General features: G+C 45.1%; 2 protein-coding genes and 1 pseudogene. All 3 read left to right on the top strand.

The annotated features are described in order from the left end of the window. Nucleotides 1–1,879 (top strand): phage terminase large subunit family protein (locus AC0QT4_RS08865; RefSeq protein ID WP_473201310.1); only part of this gene is annotated, 1,879 nt, incomplete at its 5' end. A 3-nt stretch (nt 1,880–1,882) separates the two neighbouring features. Next, on the top strand, nt 1,883–2,131 hold the full coding sequence (locus AC0QT4_RS08860; protein WP_473201309.1) for a phage head-tail joining protein: 249 nt from the start codon (nt 1,883–1,885) through the stop codon (nt 2,129–2,131). Further along, nucleotides 2,131–2,291, top strand: a pseudogene (locus AC0QT4_RS08855) (phage portal protein); the annotation flags it as partial. The gene AC0QT4_RS08860 and the pseudogene AC0QT4_RS08855, both read left to right, overlap by 1 nt.

Below are 2,291 nucleotides of genomic sequence, written 5' to 3'. Positions count from 1 at the left end.
CCGTCCTGACCCGCCTTATACGGTTTCTCAGTGGGCTGATAAAAATCGTTATTTGAGTACAGTCACCAGTGCAGAGCCTGGTCTGTGGAGGACAATGCGTACCCCCTATTTACGCGAGATCATGGATAATCTTTCTGTTTATGATCCAACCGAAACAACCGTTGTGATGAAGGGGGCTCAGATTGGAATGTCGGAAGCAGCCTTGAACTTTTGTGGTTATGCCATTCATCATAGTCCAGGACCCGCTCTTTATGTAATGCCGACAGTTGAGACCGCTAAGAAACTTTCAAAAACGCGTCTTGATCCAATGATTATGGCAAGCCCTGTTTTAAGTGAACGCATTGCCCCTGCCCGTGCACGCGACAGCGGAAATACAATGTTTTCAAAGGAATTTTATGGTGGGACGTTGATGATTACTGGAGCAAATAGTGCTGCTGGTTTGCGTTCTTCCCCTATTCGCTACTTGGTTTTAGATGAAGTCGATGCTTATCCATTGAATGTGGATAATGAAGGCGATCCTGTAACAATTGCTGAAAAGCGAACCTCTGCTTTTATTCAACGCAAAATTTTTAAATTGTCCACACCGACACACCGTGACACAAGCCGTATTGCCAAGGATTTCGTGCTTGGTGATCAGAGATATTACAATGTTCCTTGCGATGCGTGTGGGGTTCTACAGCCCATTGTTTGGTCGCAAATCAAATGGCCGAAAGGCGCCCCCGAAAAAGCTGTATTTGTTTGTGCGCATTGTGGTCATGAACATGCAGAACATCGCAAAGCTACCTTAATGGCGGAAGAAAACGGTGCCTGCTGGATCGCAACTCAAGAGTCAAGTAAGCCTCGTTTGCGTTCTTACCATATTTCAGCACTTTATTCGCCATGGCAGACTTGGGGCGATTGTGCACGCGAATTTTTAACAGCCAAAGAGGACCCTGCTCTTTTACAGGTTTTTATTAATACAGTTCTTGGCGAACCTTGGGAAGATAGAACGGGAGAAGTCATCGATACCGATAGCCTCTATGCAAAACGCGAAGATTATCCCATTGCACCGCCGCAAGCCGTATTATTGACCGCCGGCATCGATGTGCAAAACGACCGCTTAGAACTTGAAGTGGTTGGATGGGGGCGTGGTGAAGAAAGCTGGCACATTCATTATCACATCATTCCTGGTGATCCGTCTTCTTTTGAAGTATGGGACCAACTGGATGAATATCTGACAAGGCGCTGGCCACACTCTGGTTACAAAGATGGCATCAGAATAACAGCGGCTTGTATTGATACTGGTGGTGGACATACACAAGCCGTTTACAATTATGTACGCCCCCGTGAAGGACGACGCATCTGGGGAATTAAGGGACAGGCGGGATGGCGTGCGGTGTGGCCACGCCGTCCAAGCAGAAACAATAAAGGACAGATTAATCTCTATATTGTTGGTGTTGATGCAGCGAAAGATATTATCACGGCACGATTAAAAAAATCCGGTCCTGAAGCATCGGGGGCTGGTGCAACACACTTTCATAAAAGCCTTGATCGGGAATATTTTGACCAGCTCACGGCTGAAAGAAAAGTCATCAAATATTTTAAAGGTTTCAAACGCATTGAATGGCAAAAAAGTGAGAAAGCAAGAAACGAGGCTTTGGATTGTAGGGTCTATGCTTATGCCGCTTTACAGGGGCTGATTTCGGCAGGAATAAACCTTAATCGAGAAGTCGATATCTTAGAAGAGCGTTTGGAAAAACTTAAAGTTGACGGTTCTTTAGAACAGCCAACATCAGGGATTTCTTCATCCACTTCTCCAAGAAGATCTCAGACAGCACAGCCTAAAAAGAAAAAAATCAGAATGGTGATCAGTCCTTATATGCAAGGGGATTGGAGGTAATTTATGCGTACAGACTTGAACCAAGTAAACAGCAAAACTGACAGACTGGAAAGTTTAAAAAGGCGGCGCGAACAAATTGAAGAAGCTCTTTATTCAGGTGCGCAATCAGTGCGCCATGGAGATAAGCAAGTAAGCAACCGTTCTGTTGAGGAACTTCGCAGAGCACTTGAGATGCTGAATACGCAAATAGCCAACCTTGAAGGACACAAACGTTCACGTGTTTTCTATTTTAATATATCACGAGGCTATTAATGGCTGGCTTTATCAATAAACTCACGGGCTTTTTTACAATTTCTCGTCAACACAATCCGCCTCTTGAAGCTGCAAGCAAAAGCCGTCGCATGGGTGGGTTTGACCCCGCCAAAAAACACATCAATAAAGCGATTGAAGAATGCGGCGAAACCATTACTGC

It is taken from the genome of Bartonella sp. EBT8, assembly GCF_055796165.1.
Note: the sequence above shows the minus strand (reverse complement) of the source record. Positions and strands in the feature narration are given on the sequence as shown.

Bases quoted from the DNA above. Each gene is read 5' to 3' on its own strand.
- AC0QT4_RS08860 (WP_473201309.1), top strand. From the start codon at position 1,883: ATGCGTACAGACTTGAACCAAGTAAACAGCAAAACTGACAGACTGGAA.